The organism is Marinobacter salicampi, from assembly GCF_011074795.1.
Taxonomy (GTDB): Bacteria; Pseudomonadota; Gammaproteobacteria; order Pseudomonadales; family Oleiphilaceae; genus Marinobacter; species Marinobacter salicampi.
On record NZ_JAAMPF010000020.1, the window covers coordinates 1 to 14,820 of the forward strand.

The window sequence follows — 14,820 nt, forward strand, 5'->3', positions numbered from 1 at the left end:
CTCGAACCAGCGACAAACGGATTAACAGTCCGTTGCTCTACCAACTGAGCTATCGGGGAACAGTGTCTTGATGACCGAATGCCAAGTCAGTTACTGGCATCCTCAATCTCAACAAGGCGCGTATGTTACGGTGGCGCCGTCAGCTCGTCAACCCCGATATCAGGTTTCAGAAAGCGCCTTCTTGAGTCGGGTGATCGCTTCTTTGAGAGTCCCCATACCTGTGGCGAAGCTCAGCCTCATATGGCCAGGCGCTCCGAATGCTGAACCCGGAACCAGGGCAACGCCGGCCTCCCGCAAAAGGACTTCAGCAAACTCCACGTCGTTATCAACACCTGGTTTGGCCTCGATGGCTTCCTGAAAGCTGGGAAATGCGTAGAAGGTTCCGTCGCCCTTGAGGCACTCCACACCGGGTAACTCATTCAACGCTTCAACCAGATAGTCGTGACGCTCCTTGAATGCCTTGACCATCTCTCCCACACACTCCTGCGGTCCGTCCAGCGCAGCCTGGGCGGCAGCCTGGGAAATGGAGGATGGGTTGGAAGTGCTCTGGGACTGGATTTTTTTCATGGCGCCAATGATTCGCGCCGGACCTGCCGCATAACCGATACGCCAGCCGGTCATAGAATAAGCCTTGGAAACACCATTAAGAACGAAGGTGCGATCATAGAGCTCTGGTGTTGCGTTCAGGATGTTGCTGAAAGGCTGGGCAGTCCAGAGAATCGGCTCGTACATATCGTCGGTGGCAATCATGACATGGGGATGCCGCTTCAGGACGTCTCCCAGGGCCGCCAGCTCTTCCCGGGAGTAAGCCATGCCGCTGGGATTGGACGGGCTGTTGATTACAAACAGCCGAGTCCGGTCCGTAATGGCATTCTCCAGCTGCTCCGCGGTAATTTTGAAACGGGTCTCTGCGCTGGTTTCCAGGATGACGGGCTTGCCCTCAGCAACCAGGACCATGTCGGGGTAGGAAACCCAGTAGGGCGCTGGAATGATGGCTTCATCACCAGGATTCAGAGTGGCCAGCGCAAGGTTGAAAAAGCTCTGTTTGCCACCACTGGAGACAAGGATCTGGTTGGCTTCGTAGTCCAGATCATTGTCGCGCTTGAACTTGCTGATAATCGCTTTCTTCAGGCCCGGAGTGCCATCGACCGCCGTATACTTGGTCTGGCCATTCTTGATAGCTGCGATGGCAGCATCCTTGATATGGTCCGGAGTATCAAAGTCCGGCTCTCCAGCGCCAAGGCCAATAATATCCTGGCCAGCAGCTCTCAGTTCAGCCGCCTTGTTGGTGACTGCGAGGGTGGGGGAAGGCTTGATGCCCTGTACTCGGCTGGAAAGTTGAAGTTCCAAACTTGCGCTCCTTAACGTGCGTCAGAGAAGGCTGGCCCGGCCGGGAGACGTTGATCACCCGATTCCGTGACTACCTGTAACGACACAGATGTTACCATGAAGCCTGCGCAACGATAAGGCTGTATTAGCTTCCCCAATTGTTCTGGAGGACACCAAAACGCCATGTTCATAGTCGATTCGCCATTCGCTCCAGCCGGCGACCAGCCCAAGGCCATTGCCGGCCTGGTAGACGGTATCGAGTCCGGGCTGGCTCACCAGACCCTGTTGGGGGTAACCGGTTCCGGCAAGACCTTTACCATTGCCAACGTGATCGAGAAGATCCAGCGGCCGACCATCATCATGGCCCACAACAAGACCCTGGCGGCTCAGCTTTACGGCGAATTTCGTGAGTTTTTTCCGGACAACGCGGTGGAGTACTTCGTTTCCTATTACGATTACTACCAGCCTGAAGCCTATGTGCCTTCATCGGATACCTTCATCGAGAAGGACGCCTCCATCAATGAACACATCGAGCAGATGCGGCTGTCTGCAACCAAGGCTCTGCTGGAGCGACCCGACGCCATCATAGTGGCCACCGTCTCTGCCATTTACGGCCTGGGTGATCCCCAGTCGTACCTGAAGATGATGCTGCACCTGGACCGGGGCGACAAGATGGATCAGCGCGCTGTCATCCGTCGTCTGACCGAACTTCAGTACACCCGAAACGACATTGAATTCCACCGGGCCAACTACCGGGTCCGTGGGGATGTCATTGATGTCTTCCCGGCCGAGTCTGAGAAAGAGGCCATTCGGATAGAGCTGTTCGACGATGAAGTGGAAAACCTGAGCTATTTTGACCCGCTCACCGGTGAGGTTTTCCGGCGGGTGCCCAGAGTCACGATTTACCCTAAATCCCATTACGTGACCCCGCGCCAGAAAGTACTGGATGCCATCGAACACATAAAAGTGGAGCTGGATGGTCGCCTCAAGACACTGCGGGACAACAACCGGTTGGTGGAGGCCCAGCGCCTGGAAGAGCGCACCCGCTATGATATCGAAATGATGCTGGAGCTAGGCTACTGCAATGGCATCGAGAATTACTCGCGCTATCTGTCAGGCCGTAATCCGGGTGAGCCACCGCCGACCCTGTTTGATTATCTGCCGCCCAATGCCTTGCTGGTCGTGGACGAATCCCACGTGACGGTTTCCCAGATCGGTGCCATGTACAAGGGCGACCGCTCGCGGAAGGAAACCCTGGTGGAATACGGCTTTCGCCTGCCCTCTGCCCTGGACAACCGGCCCATGCGCTTCGATGAGTGGGAGCGCATCGCGCCCCAGATGATTTTCGTGTCGGCGACGCCCGGCAACTATGAGGCTGAGCATGCCGGCCAGACCGTAGAGCAGGTGGTGCGGCCAACTGGCTTGCTTGATCCGGAGCTGGAAGTCCGTCCGGCCTCGACTCAGGTCGACGACCTGTTGTCTGAAATTGGCAAGCGCACGGCGGTCAATGAGCGAGTGCTGGTTACCACGCTCACCAAACGGATGGCAGAGGATCTGACCGACTTCCTGATGGAGCATGACATCCGGGTGCGTTACCTGCATTCCGACATCGATACCGTCGAGCGGGTGGAGATTATCCGGGACCTGCGCCGGGGCGAATTCGACGTGCTCGTGGGCATCAACCTGCTCCGGGAGGGCCTGGACATGCCTGAGGTTTCACTCGTGGCCATTCTGGATGCAGATAAGGAAGGTTTTCTGAGGTCCGAACGCTCGCTGATTCAGACCATCGGTCGGGCCGCCCGCAATCTTCACGGTAAGGCGATACTCTATGGGGACCGGATTACCGGTTCCATGCAGCGTGCCATTGATGAAACCGAGCGTCGCCGGGCCAAGCAGGAAGCCCACAACCTGGAGCATGGCATTACGCCCATTGGTCTGACCAAGAAAGTAGCGGATGTCATGGAGGGAGCCGTGGCCGGAGGTATCGCGCGCCGGTTTGCCAATCGTCCGGGTCAAAAAGCCGCGGAAGCCGCGGAAGAGTACCATGCCCGGGCCCACGGCCGGACGCCGGAGCAGCTGCTCAAAGACATCACCAAGCTTGAAGACGAGATGTACAAGGCAGCCTCAAACCTGGACTTTGAACAGGCTGCGCGTCTGCGGGATGAGATCGGCACTCTGAAGGAGGCCGCGCTCAGAACAGCTTGAGTATTGGCGGCAAACGGGGCCGGTTAAGCCAGGTTCCGTTTGGGTCCGACAATGAGCGCAGCCTGAAGGGGCTGGTTCTTGCCGTAACGTGCCATCTGATCGAAAACCCGGCGATCAACAGGCAGATACTGCTTGTCGGCAACGGTTTCACCTTCGGCACTGTCAATTTCAGGGTCATGCAGGTAGACGAACTGTTCGTCCATGGCGCAGACCGTGACCCAGTGGGGAACCCGGCTGCGGTTGAGCTGCCAGGTGCTGATAAGAATTACGGGTACACGGCCGTCCAGCAGGGCCTGTTCCATGTAACCGGGCGTCAGGGGCTCATGATGCAGCGCGATGTCGGTCTGGGCCAGATCGTGCATAAAACCTTCGTGGACCAGTTCCAGCACCCGTTTCTTGTCTTCGTTGCGAACGGTGTCCTTGAACAGGGCGCCCTCATTGCTCAGGAAAACTTCAACATGAAAACCACGGTTCCAGGCCGCCAGGGCAAGCCCATGGGGTCCGCAACCGCCGTGACCCGCAAGCATGAAGATGGTCGTTGCCTCACGCCATATCCGCAGCTCTTCCAGGGCATTGAGTGAGAGCTTGTGATCCTGGGCTGCCATGGCCATGATCAGCGCTGCCGGTCCGCAGGAAAATTCTGTTTTCTGGGGATAGTAGGGTACCGCGGGAAACTGGTCAGAAGGTTCGTAAAACAGGATGCGCCGCTCGAAACGCAGGGCAGTGCCGTGGTCTTCGTAGTAGTCGCGGTAGGTGCCGAACTGGCGGTAGCCAAGGCGCTGGTAAAGCCCAATGGCACCTGCGTTGTCCTCACGAACCTCCAGTCGCATGATGATCCGCCCGGCTTCCACGGCATGATGCTCAGCCTGACGCACCAGTTTTTCCCCCAGACCCATGCCCCGCGTAGAAGGCAATACCGCAATCGAATAAATGCGCGCCAGGCGGGTGGCGCTGTGCATCAGTACCAGGCAGTACCCCAGCAATTCCCCGTCACGCAGGGCCACGACCAGACGGTCCCGGGGCATCTCAATGAAGCGCCGGAAACTGCGTCGGGAAATCCGGTCCTCCTTGAAACACTGCTTTTCCAGAGCTACCAGTGCGTCAAGGTCGTCAATGACTGCAAGTCGAAAACTGAAATCGGACATACTGCCACGGGCCTTGGGAATGAAAAAAAGGGGCCTCACTATGGTTGAGACCAGGGGCTCTGAACAGCGGCCAATCATGCGTAAAATCACGCACTTTGGACTGATTGTGCCATAGTCACACTGAGCGTATTGTCGCGTTCTTGTAGTCGATTCCTCGATCCCGATTCCGGGCCCCAGGCGGAGACCAAACCCCACGGAGGAATACTATTCATGTCACGTTTACTGATTGTAGTTGACCGGGCGAAGGACTGGGCACCCTATTACCCCAGTGAAGACGTACTCACCTTTGATCAATACCTTCAGTTTACGGCGCCGGCGTCCTCCCGTGTCCGGGTTATCAACCTTTGCCAGAGCGCGAAGTACCTGAGCCAGGGCTATTACTGTTCTCTGCTGGCGGAGGCCAGGGGCCACAATGTAGTGCCCTCGGTGACCACCCTTAACGATTTGGGCAAGAAGGGTCTGTTCTCGCTGGAGCTGGAAGAGCTGGATGTCAGTGTCATTGATTGGCTGGAAGCGTCCGGTGCAGCTTTGAAACCGGGCGATGATGATCGCGAAGCTACCCACCAGGTCCGTATACGGACGTATTTCGGCCAGACCGAACACACGGCCCTCAAGCCCGTCGCCCGGGCCCTGTTTGATCGCTACCCATGCCCGATCCTGGAAGTTGTGTTCAAACGCCGCAAGACCTGGCAGATCGAATCCATGAAGCCAGCCTCGCCGGCGGACCTGCGGGCGAATGAGCAGGATACCTTCGCGTCAGCGCTGGACCGCTTCAGCAGCATTGTCTGGCGCAAACCCCGGTCACGACGCCGCTACCGCTTTGACCTGGCCATGCTGGTCAACCCTGATGAGCAATTACCGCCCAGTGATGCCGAAGCCCTGGCCTATTTTGAAAAGGCCGGCAAAAAGCTGGGCATCAATGTCGAACAGATTACGCGGCGTGACTATATGCGGCTGCCTGAGTACGACGGCCTGTTCATTCGTGAAACCACCGCCATTGACCATCACACCTATCGTTTCGCCCGCAAGGCCGAGGCAGAGGGCATGGTGGTTATTGATGACCCGGTTTCGATCCTTCGCTGCACCAACAAGGTCTACCTTGCCGACCTGTTGAAGAACAATAAAATACCGACGCCCAAGACCCTGATTCTATCAAAGGAGCAGAAAGACTCCGCTGAAAAGGTGATGGAGCAGATCGGCTTCCCGGCCGTGGTCAAGATTCCCGACGGTGCTTTTTCCCGGGGCGTGCTGCGGGCGGAAACCGAAAAGGAGCTGCGCGACGCGCTCAAGACACTGTTCAAGCAGTCGGCTCTGGTACTTGCCCAGGAGTATTTCTACACCGAGTACGACTGGCGTATCGGAGTGCTTGGTGGTCGTGCCATCTTTGCCTGCAAGTACTACATGGTGAAAGACCACTGGCAGATATACCAGCACGGCGCCGACAGCAAGGTAGACAGTGGCGGCTTCGAAACCATGCCCACCTATGAAGTGCCGCGGAACGTGATCCAGGCTGCACTGAACTCGACACGGCTGATCGGGAACGGGCTTTACGGGGTGGACATCAAGCAGGCCGGCAATCGTGTCGCTGTGATCGAGGTAAATGACAACCCGAACATAGACGCCGATGTTGAGGACCGCTTTCTCGGCGGCGAGCTCTATACTCTAGTGATGCAGGAGTTTCTCAGCCGCATGGAAGAGAAGCGCCGCCGGTAGGGGAGAGCGGACTGAGACAGCTGCAGTCTGAGCTCAGTCTTCCGGATGCCATAGCCGTAAGCTTCCAAGCCACCGCCTGTCAGCAAGAAGGGCCCTGATGCGTTGGGTGCGCCCGGTATCTGCCGGGCCCTGAATGAACAGCTCCACATGGACATGGTTGCCCAGGTAGTGCAATCGTAGCCGGGTGCCTTCTGGTAACTCATGGTCTTGCTTCAACAAAGCCCAGACTTCGTCCCTGGTGGGCAGGTTGGTACTGGTAGGTGTGCCTTCCTCATCATCTTCCGCATCAATGTGAAAGGTGATATCCCTTATTTGCCCGAACTCTTCCTTAAGGCGACGAACCACCCGCATACCGATCTGGTGGCCTTCCGATACACTGATTTTCGGGTCGACCAGTAAGTGGATGTCCACCAGTACGTCACCGCCCATCCGTCTGCTTCTGAGTTCATGCACATTGCGGACGCCATCAGTCTCGCAGGCGCGCCTTGCCATAGCTTCGGTGATTTCCGGTGTCAGGGCTGTATCAACCAGCTCCTTGACGCTGGCCCACGTGAACCGCCAACCGATATAACCCACCAGGCCGGCTATGGCCACCGCAGCAAGTACATCAAGCCAGACATAACCCAGCATTGCGCCAATGGTGGCAAGCAGCACGACGACGGACGACAGGGCGTCTGTCCGGCTGTGCCAGGCGTTGGCGAGAATCAGGTCCGAGCGTATCGCAACACCAACCCGTCGGGTGTAATGGTAGATCCACTCCTTGCCAAGGATCGAAATCGCTGCAGCGGCCAGAACCGGCCATTCCGGAAGCACTACCGCCGCCGGTTCCAGCAGGCGCTGGGCATTCTCCCAGGCCAGCGCTGCGCCCACTGCAATGAGCACACTGCCCAGCACCAGTGTACCCATGGTTTCAAAACGTTGGTGACCATAGGGGTGGGACTGGTCAGGACCTTGCCGGGCTGCTCGCATGACGCCCAGAACCAGAAAATCCGATGCAACATCACTGAATGAGTGAATGCCGTCCGCCACCAGGGCCTGGGAATGGAAGAGGGTGCCTGCGACGCACTTTATCAGGCCCAGGAAGGCGTCAAGCAGCATCCCCGCCCAGGTGACGCGGGCTGCGGCCTTCATTTCACTGTTAGCGGCAGTGCCGCCCTCTTCAGAGGCGCGCCTGGCTTCCATGGCAAACTCTCTTTAGAAAATAATAAAATGAAATGCGTTCATCTTTTGCTTGCGCTTTCAGTTTTATGCACAAAAGAAGGCGCGCACAAAGCGCCGCCTTTCGTCTTCCAAATTCCCTGAGTCAATGGTTTGTGCTTTTTAACTCATTGTAAAATAAAAACAAAAAAAACTGATCAAAAATTGATCAATCTGTAGGCTGGCTTGGTTCCCAAGGCTTGGCAAATCAAAAACCGGCATTTTCAACAGAGTTATCCACAGATTCCGTGGAAAAGGTCGCAACACCTTAACGGTACAGTCATTTAGATGTCATACATCTCAGGGTAAGGCGTCTGGGGAAAACTTTCGTTATACTATGCACCCTCTGTGTGCCACTGACATTTACTGTTTTGACACGCGGTTCCCATGATAGCAAGGAGTCACACATGTACGCTCTTCTCCGCAGTCTGCTTTTTCAGTTGCCGGCGGAGCGGGCACATGATGTGACTCTGGCTGGTATGGACCTGGTGCAGAAGCTGGGTCTGCTGGCGCCCTTTTCCCCGGAGGTACCTTCGATGCCCGTGGAAGTCATGGGGCTGCGTTTTCCCAATCCAGTCGGCCTGGCTGCGGGCCTCGACAAGAACGCAGATCACCTGGAAGCCCTGGGAGCACTGGGGTTTGGCTTTATTGAAGTGGGCACGGTCACGCCTTTGGCGCAGCCGGGTAACCCCAAGCCCCGGATGTTCCGGTTACCCGAGCATCAGGCGATTATTAACCGCATGGGCTTTAATAATAAAGGATTGCCACATCTACTGAGCCAGGTGGAGGGGTCGCGTTACAGAGGTATCCTGGGCATTAATGTTGGCAAGAACGCCATAACGCCGATGGCTGAAGCAGAGTCTGACTATCGTCGCGGTATTGCCGCCGTGTACGGTCACGCCAGCTACCTGACAGTGAATGTGTCTTCTCCCAACACTCCGGGCCTTCGGGACCTTCAATTCGGCGAATCTCTTGAACGCCTGCTGACCGCAGTAAAGGAAGAGCAGGCCATACAGGCGGAACACCATGGGCGTTATGTACCTGTCGCAGTAAAGATTGCCCCGGACATGGACGATGCCGCCATTCAGTTTGTTGCCGGGGTACTTAAAAATACCGGGATGGATGCGGTCATTGCCACCAACACCACGGTCGGCAGGGAGGCCGTGCAGGGCCACGCGCTGGCCAACGAAGCGGGCGGTTTAAGCGGTGCTCCGGTCCGGGGGCCCTCATTACGGGTCATTCAGGCGTTGTCTGCTGAGCTTGGCGACAGGTTGCCGATCATTGGCGTTGGCGGAATCATGGACGGCGTCGGTGCCGCAGAAAAGATCAGGGCGGGCGCGAAACTCGTGCAACTCTACACCGGGTTCATCTATAAGGGCCCGGCACTGATCGCGGAGTCCGTAAAAGCGATCCGTGCCCTGGAGTATCAGCGGGCTCAGCCTCACTCGGCAGAAAAAGAAAGGGCCCGCTGAGCGGGCCCGTGCGGGGAACTTACCCCGTTGCGCATTTTCTGCGTGTGACGGGTCGGTTGAACCCGTTTGGTGATCAGATGCTGTCTACAGCATCTGAAGAGGGGCGTCGAAGCCGCCCCTGAGCTTGGATTGGTTGTCTGTGTTACAGCATATTCCTGAGACGTTTATAATACGTCTACGCTGTCGTCACATTAGCGAGTTTGTGAATACCTGAAACGCCGGTCATGCCGTCCCAGTGATCTGTACGGCCTTCACGCCAGCCGTTAAGCCATTCCTGCCTGATCTCAACCTGATCAATAGGGCAGCTGTCTTTGGATTTTCCGGACACACCGGCCAAGTAGCCCCGCTTGAATGCACGAGCGTACATATCTCTTTTCTGTCTCTTCATGCCGTTCCTCACTTCATGGATTTAACAGAACAAGCGTGTGCACACGAGCCTGCATCGATTCAGGCGAGTGTTGTCCAAAGCAAGGACATACACTGCATTGCCTTGACCGACGAAGACTGTTCAGGATCCTATGAAGGAAAAGCCGTAGCTTCTCCGAACGACGCGTCAGTTACAAGGTAAGACGAAAAGTCCAGAGATGTACACTATTTATTTCATCTATCTGAACCTCTGCTTATATTTGTGTGAAATAACCCAGTAGCGGTTACCATAGCAGGTCAGTCACAGCGCCGGTTTGGCGAAAATCCCCCAGGTCAGGAGCAACCCGTGTCGACCCTGAATTTTTTTGTAACCTGCCCAAAAGGCGTCGAATATCTGCTGGCCGATGAAATGCAGGGCTTTGGCCTTGAGCTTCTGCGAAATGCACCGGCTGGAGTCTGGGTGCAGGGGGACCTTCAGGCAGGGTACCGGGCGTGCCTGTGGTCTCGGCTCGCGAACCGGGTCATCCTGAACCTGGGCGAGGTGGATGCCACCAGTGGCGACCGGCTTTACGAAGGTGTCCGTAACATCGACTGGGCAGAGCATCTGGCTGTCTCCGGACGCTTCAAGGTGGCGTTCGTGGGTCAGAATGATGCCCTTCGCAACACCCAATACGGTGCCCAACGAGTCAAGGATGCCGTGGTCGACAGGCTCAGGCTGGACGACGGTACACGACCCTCTATCGATACCGACACACCTGACGTCATTATCTCCGCGCGGCTCCACCGGGGTATACTCCAGATCGGCGTCGATCTGAGCGGCGATAGCTTGCACAAACGCGGCTATCGTACCGAAAAAGGCGCTGCGCCCCTGAAGGAAAACCTGGCCGCCGCCCTGTTGCTGAGATCCGGCTGGCCGGAAATCGCTGCTGCCGGAGGCGACTTCGTCGATCCGATGTGTGGCTCGGGCACCCTGCCAATCGAGGCCGCTCTCATGGCTATGGATGAAGCACCAGGGCTGCGGCGGCAACAATTCGGTTTCAGCCGCTGGCAGGGCCACCAACCTGAGCTCTGGCAGCGATTGCTCCATGAAGCCAATGAGCGCGCTGAGCTTGGCCGTGCAGCCTGTAAGAGCCGATTCTACGGATATGACCAGGATGCCTCCGTTGTCACCACCGCCCAGCGCAATCTTCACAGGGCAGGGCTGACCGGTGCAGTGACCGGTGCAGTGACCGGTGCAGTGACCGTTTCGTGCCGGAGCCTGGACGAGTTTACCCGTGAGCCTTCCTGGAACGATCAGGGCCTGGTATTGACCAATCCCCCTTACGGTGAGCGCCTTAGCGAGCGGAAGCATCTTGCAGAGCTATACCAGCGCCTTGGCGAGCAGGTAAAGGCCAATCTGCCGGGCTGGCGCCTGGCCGTCTTCACCGGTGCCCCGGGTGTGGGTCATGCCATTGGGTTGAGAAGCTATAAGCAGTACAAGCTCTTCAATGGCAAGTTGCCGGCCCAGTTGCTGTTGTTCCAGGTAGACGAAGCCAGCGTGACGGTTGCCCGTGAGCCCTCTGCCCCCGGTCACGTGGCACCGAAAGTGTCGAATACCGATCGTGCCAATATGTTCAGCAATCGCCTTCGCAAGAACAGGAAAACCCTAGGGCAGTGGGCCCGGAAACAGGGCATCGAATGCTATCGGCTGTACGATGCCGACATGCCCGAGTTTGCCCTGGCGATCGACATATATGGAGATCGGGTGCACGTCCAAGAGTACGCTCCGCCCAAAACCGTGGATGCCCGTTCCGCCCGGGAGCGTCTCGCAGAAGCCCTGGCCGTGATTCCGACGGCGCTTGATATATCTTCTGATGCTATGGTGTGTAAACAGCGCCAGCGCCAGTCAGGCGTCAGTCAATACGAGAAGCAGGACGCCAGCGGGGATTTTTTCACGGTTCATGAGCATGGCTGCAAGCTCAAGGTCAATCTGAGAGACTATCTGGATACCGGGCTTTTTCTCGACCATCGTCCTGTGCGCTACTGGGTTCAGAAAAACGTTGCCGGCAAGCGTTTCCTCAACCTGTTCTGCTATACCGGTGCGGCGAGCGTTCATGCAGCGGTGGGCGGTGCGGTTTCATCGCTGAGCCTGGATATGTCCAAGACTTATGTAAAGTGGGCTCAGGAAAACCTGGCCCTGAATCACATGGATACCCGGGCGCACCGCGTAGAGCAGGCCGATTGCATCGAGTGGCTGGCGACCGGGTCGGCACTGAGTGAGCAGTTCGACCTGATTTTCATGGACCCGCCAACTTTCTCGAATTCAGCACGGATGGAAGGGGTGCTCGATATCCAGCGCGATCACCGGCAACTGGTCGAGCAGGCTATGGCACGGCTGGCACCCGATGGTCTGCTGATATTCTCGAACAATTTCCGCCGGTTCCGGCTAGATGATGCGCTGATAGCCCAGTTCCAGGTTGAGGATGTCAGTCCGGCCACAATCGACAGGGATTTCCAGCGCAATCCGCGTATCCACCGGTGCTGGCATATTCGCCATCCCGGGTGAGCGCGCTAGAACTCGTAGCGCAGGCCAGCGGAGAGCTGAAGCCCGTCGGTGTCGGTGACGGTATCCTTGAATAGGCGGCCCCCTTCAAGCACGACAAACGTGTCCGATATAACCTCTAAATCCAGGCCGAGCAGCCAGCTGGGGCTGAAGGAGCTGTCGGGGAAGTCTCCCTCCAGGTCTCGAAACCTCCGGTTCTGGTTGGCGTCCGGATTGTTTACCTCGACCTCGCCCTTGAGGTGAGTGAAACCAAACTGGGCATAGGCGTTCGCCCAGGATGTCAGGGGGTAGTGAATGCCGAAATACCAGCTGGCAAAGTAATCCAGGCTGATCGACGTATCGCTGTTCAGCTCGGCATCGTTGATGGCTCCGCCGAAACGGAACTCGGCATGGAACAGCTCCGAGATATGGCCCCCGAGAACAAGGGTGCCAATGGTCATGTCTGCGCTGTCGGCTTCGACACCCAGTACTTCGTCGTCTTCATCCACCACGGTCCGCTCGAGACTACCGATGTTAAGTCTGCCCCCCAAAAGCCCGACATAGTACTTGTCTTCACGCAGTTCCTCCCCAGAGGTCTGACTGAAAGCCTGTGATGCACCAAAGAGGAAGGGCAGGAGCGCTGCCGCGCAAAACGTGGACACCTTGATCATTATTGTTGCGATCCCAGTTGTTGTGATCTCAGTCCTGGACAGGAGCGTGGGCGCCCGTCGCGACGGGCGAATATCAGCTGAAGTCTGCCGTGTGTAACCGAATGTTACGTCGACCTGAGTCACAAATCCCGAGACTGTTGATCTTCCGGGTCTACCATCCCGGCCTGTTGTGCCATCAGGAGCAGGGCATAGACCCCGGTTTCGGGCAGGCGGGGATCGAGCCCTTCTTCAAAAATCAGTGTCTGGCGGGCATCCTCGATGGCCGACTGGTCAAGATGCGTGAGCAGAGAAGAAACCGACGCCAGCTCGAAAGGCTGCTCCATACCCACGGATTCGAAAATCATTTCGACCAAGGCATCGTCCGGGTCGAGTCCGTCCACGTAGACGGTCTGGTCCGGCAGATCCTCGTGCAGGCTGCGGGCAAGTTCGATGAGAGGAACGCCCTGTTCCCGAAGGTAGCGCAGGTCCACGTCCGGGGCGTCGCCATCTTCCGGGAGCCAGTCGTCGTCAGGCTCAATGACCACGACCTTCATGCGTCCGTCGTCCAGCGACCAGGCCATGGCGACAGGGAAGATGCCTTCGTCGGATTCGCAGTACTCGATATCGAGAAAATGGGGGATGCTGGAATAGGCCACAGGTCTCTCCTGACAGAGCTTAGGGTTGCAGGCGCGCGTTCGGTACCCAGGCGCGTATGCACCCGAAGTCCGGAGGGAGCCACCGGAAAGCGCCTTATCTAACGCGCGTCATCATGCCATACTGGGCGCCTCATTATCAGCTAAGAAAGGACACCATGGAACACGCGAAATTCAACGATTCACTGCTGGAATTTCTCAATCAGTCTCCGACACCGTGGCATGCCGTGCAGCAAATGGTCAGCCGACTGGAAGCCGCAGGGTTTCAAGCCCTGGACGAGCGTGAGGACTGGCGACTGGAGCAGGGACGGGGCTATTTCGTCGTGCGCAACGGCTCGTCGCTGGTGGCCTTTCGGTCCGGGCGCACGGACCCGTTGGCTGCCGGTGTACGCATGGTCGGCGCCCATACGGACAGCCCATGCCTGAAGGTAAAACCCAATCCGGAGTTACGCCGCAAAGGCTATTTACAGGTGGGCGTGGAAGTCTACGGCGGCGTGCTGCTGAACCCCTGGTTTGACCGAGACCTGTCGCTCGCCGGCCGGGTCAGTTTCAGGAACGGCACGGGCCGGGTCGAAGACACCCTGATCGATTTCCGCAGGCCAGTGGCTTTTATTCCCAGTCTCGCCATTCACCTCGACCGGGAAGCCAACAGCAACCGGTCGGTCAATGCCCAGACTGATCTGCCTCCAGTGTTGCTGCAGACATCCGATGAAGGGTTAAGCTTCCAGGATTTGATCAAGGCCCAGATCCAGTCCCAGCACCCCGGCACGGAAGTGGCACGAGTTCTGGGCTACGAGCTGAACTTCTACGACAGCCAGGCGGCCTCGATGGTGGGGCTGAACAATGACTTTATTGCCTCGGCCCGGCTCGACAACCTGCTCAGCTGTCACATTGGCCTGCAGTCGCTGCTCGATACCTCCGGGGATCAGCCGGCGCTGCTGGTATGTAATGACCATGAAGAAGTCGGCAGCATGTCTGCAGAGGGCGCTCAGGGACCCTTCCTGTCTTCGGTACTTGACCGCTGGTGTGGCACCGAAAACCGAAATCGCGTCATCGCCCGTTCCATGTTCGTGTCTGCCGATAATGCCCATGGGGTGCACCCGAATTTCATGGACAAGCATGACGAGAACCACGGCCCGCTGCTGAACCAGGGTCCGGTAATCAAGGTAAACCACAATCAGCGTTATGCCACCAACAGTCGCTCTGCGGCCTTGTATCGGCACATCAGTGAAGAGTTGGGACTGGCCAGCCAGACGTTTGTGGTGCGAAGTGACATGGGCTGTGGCAGCACTATTGGCCCTATCACAGCCAGCAACCTGGGAGTCACTACGCTGGATATTGGCGTCCCCCAGTGGGGTATGCATTCAGTCCGTGAAATTATTGGCGTGCAGGACGGCCACAACCTGTACCAGGTGTTGCGGCAATTCATGCAGTGGGAGCAGGTCAACGGTTAGCAGACGGTCGGCCAATAAAAAAAGCCGCTGAAGTAGCGGCTTTTTCGAAATAAGTGGCTCCCCGAGCTGGGCTCGAACCAGCGACAAACGGATTAACAGTCCGTTGCTCTACCAA

The 14,820-nt window shown here is 57.3% G+C and carries 11 protein-coding genes; 5 read left to right on the top strand and 6 right to left on the bottom strand.

Features of this window, described 5'->3' with window-relative positions; translation table 11 throughout:
- Positions 1 to 159 precede the first annotated feature (159 nt).
- Complete coding sequence (locus tag G7W63_RS12845) at positions 160 to 1,350, bottom strand: pyridoxal phosphate-dependent aminotransferase (RefSeq protein ID WP_166258664.1); 1,191 nt, start codon at positions 1,348 to 1,350, stop codon at positions 160 to 162.
- Positions 1,351 to 1,512: 162 nt separating this feature from the next.
- On the opposite strand from G7W63_RS12845, the gene uvrB reads away from it, so the two are divergent.
- The gene (gene uvrB / locus G7W63_RS12850) at positions 1,513 to 3,534 is read left to right on the top strand and encodes an excinuclease ABC subunit UvrB (protein WP_166258667.1); all 2,022 of its coding nucleotides are present in this window, start codon (positions 1,513 to 1,515) and stop codon (positions 3,532 to 3,534) included.
- 23 nt (positions 3,535 to 3,557) lie between these two features.
- Here uvrB and G7W63_RS12855 read toward each other — a convergent pair whose 3' ends face one another.
- Positions 3,558 to 4,679, bottom strand: coding sequence for a GNAT family N-acetyltransferase/peptidase C39 family protein (locus G7W63_RS12855; RefSeq protein ID WP_166258670.1), 1,122 nt, complete (start codon positions 4,677 to 4,679; stop codon positions 3,558 to 3,560).
- Positions 4,680 to 4,889: 210 nt separating this feature from the next.
- Here G7W63_RS12855 and G7W63_RS12860 point away from each other — a divergent pair, with 210 nt between their 5' ends.
- Positions 4,890 to 6,392 (top strand): RimK family protein, encoded by a 1,503-nt coding sequence (locus G7W63_RS12860; protein ID WP_166258672.1) that lies wholly within the window; start codon positions 4,890 to 4,892, stop codon positions 6,390 to 6,392.
- Positions 6,393 to 6,425: 33 nt separating this feature from the next.
- Here the strand turns inward: G7W63_RS12860 and G7W63_RS12865 are convergent, their stop codons facing one another.
- Positions 6,426 to 7,574, bottom strand: a complete 1,149-nt coding sequence (locus G7W63_RS12865; protein ID WP_242634419.1) for a cation diffusion facilitator family transporter — start codon at positions 7,572 to 7,574, stop codon at positions 6,426 to 6,428.
- Between the two features lie 422 nt (positions 7,575 to 7,996).
- On the opposite strand from G7W63_RS12865, the gene G7W63_RS12870 reads away from it, so the two are divergent.
- The gene (locus tag G7W63_RS12870; protein WP_166258675.1) at positions 7,997 to 9,061 is read left to right on the top strand and encodes a quinone-dependent dihydroorotate dehydrogenase; all 1,065 of its coding nucleotides are present in this window, start codon (positions 7,997 to 7,999) and stop codon (positions 9,059 to 9,061) included.
- Between the two features lie 175 nt (positions 9,062 to 9,236).
- Here the strand turns inward: G7W63_RS12870 and rmf are convergent, their stop codons facing one another.
- Positions 9,237 to 9,449 carry a ribosome modulation factor gene (gene rmf, locus G7W63_RS12875; protein ID WP_166258677.1) on the bottom strand — a complete coding sequence of 71 codons (213 nt, stop codon included), beginning with the start codon at positions 9,447 to 9,449 and terminating at the stop codon, positions 9,237 to 9,239.
- A 324-nt stretch (positions 9,450 to 9,773) separates the two neighbouring features.
- Here rmf and rlmKL point away from each other — a divergent pair, with 324 nt between their 5' ends.
- Positions 9,774 to 11,972 (top strand): bifunctional 23S rRNA (guanine(2069)-N(7))-methyltransferase RlmK/23S rRNA (guanine(2445)-N(2))-methyltransferase RlmL, encoded by a 2,199-nt coding sequence (gene rlmKL, locus G7W63_RS12880; RefSeq protein WP_166258680.1) that lies wholly within the window; start codon positions 9,774 to 9,776, stop codon positions 11,970 to 11,972.
- 5 nt (positions 11,973 to 11,977) lie between these two features.
- Here the strand turns inward: rlmKL and G7W63_RS12885 are convergent, their stop codons facing one another.
- Positions 11,978 to 12,619, bottom strand: coding sequence for a porin family protein (locus G7W63_RS12885; RefSeq protein ID WP_166258683.1), 642 nt, complete (start codon positions 12,617 to 12,619; stop codon positions 11,978 to 11,980).
- Positions 12,620 to 12,738: 119 nt separating this feature from the next.
- The gene (locus tag G7W63_RS12890) at positions 12,739 to 13,254 is read right to left on the bottom strand and encodes a hypothetical protein (RefSeq protein ID WP_207308952.1); all 516 of its coding nucleotides are present in this window, start codon (positions 13,252 to 13,254) and stop codon (positions 12,739 to 12,741) included.
- Between the two features lie 155 nt (positions 13,255 to 13,409).
- Here G7W63_RS12890 and G7W63_RS12895 point away from each other — a divergent pair, with 155 nt between their 5' ends.
- Positions 13,410 to 14,705, top strand: coding sequence for a M18 family aminopeptidase (locus G7W63_RS12895; RefSeq protein WP_166258686.1), 1,296 nt, complete (start codon positions 13,410 to 13,412; stop codon positions 14,703 to 14,705).
- Positions 14,706 to 14,820: the final 115 nt, after the last annotated feature.